At 44.0% G+C, this 1196-nt stretch carries 1 protein-coding gene; it reads left to right on the plus strand.

Annotated elements, in window-relative coordinates; translation table 11 throughout:
* Window positions 1–272: 272 nt before the first annotated feature.
* Window positions 273–1196 (plus strand): group II intron reverse transcriptase/maturase (ltrA, locus tag R2S57_RS30335; RefSeq protein WP_316848652.1); only part of this gene is annotated, 924 nt, incomplete at its 3' end.

Consider the following 1196-nt stretch of genomic DNA (forward strand, 5'->3'; position numbering starts at 1 on the left):
GAGAAGAAACATTTAGTAGAGATGCTAAATGCCTCAATCAGAAGTCAGCAGCGGTAGTAGTACTGCATTTTTCGGATGCAGAAAGGACCAAATGTTAGGATGGCAAAGGAAACATGAAGTTTATGGCAGAGTGTTTACAGCGGAACCACATTAGAGAACTGCTTATATGAGGGTAGGACGGAATCCGAGAGTAAATTATAAGAGGAGCTGAGCCGAGCCGTGCAATCAATGTGCACAATGCCTGGGAAGGAGTTTTTTTTTTTTTTAGTATTATGCTTGAAGAAATATTAGACATCCGAAATGTACAAAAAGCCTTTAGGCAGGTTACTGCCAATAAGGGTGCTGGTGGTATTGATGGTATGCAGACCGATGAACTTCGCGACTACCTGAATGCTAACTGGCAGGCATTACGGAGTGATATTTTAGCAGGCCATTACCGACCGAACGCTGTAAGAAAGGTAGAGATACCCAAAAGCAGTGGTGGTAAGAGGATGCTTGGCATCCCAACGGTCATTGACCGGTTGATCCAGCAGGCCATCTCTCAATGGCTGAGCCCCAAGTACGAGGGCGACTTTTCCTCTGATAGTTATGGTTTCCGGCCAGATCGCAATGCCCGTCAGGCAGTGCTAAAGGCTCAGGAATATCTTAACACAGGTTACACCTGGATTGTAGAACTTGACCTGGACAAATTTTTTGACCGGGTAAACCATGATAAACTTATGCATCTGCTGTCAGTAAAGATAAAGGATAAGCGGACATTGAAGCTTATTCGTCTTTATTTGAGTGTGGGAATCATGGAGAATGGATTGGTAAGCCCAAGAAAAGAAGGAACGCCACAAGGCAGTCCATTAAGTCCGTTACTATCAAATGTTATCCTTCACGAACTAGATGTTAAGCTCGAAGAGCGTGGGCACAGGTTCGTGCGATATGCTGATGATTGCAGTATCTATTTAAGAAGCAGGAAATCAGCACATCGGGTAATGAGAAGTATTTCAGTATATCTGGGAGACTGCCTGAAACTGAAGGTTAACAGGGAGAAAAGTAAGGTTAGCAGGCCAAGCCAAAGTAGTCTGCTTGGGTTTTCATTCTATGGTAGCAAAGAGGGATGGAAGATGCGAATTTCATCCAAATCTCTAAGAGCGATCAAAGAGAAAATCCGGGAGCAAACTAAACGTAGCCAACCAGTTCCATTCCAA

The organism is Pedobacter psychrodurus, assembly GCF_032678585.1.
Classification (GTDB): Bacteria; Bacteroidota; Bacteroidia; order Sphingobacteriales; family Sphingobacteriaceae; genus Pedobacter; species Pedobacter psychrodurus_A.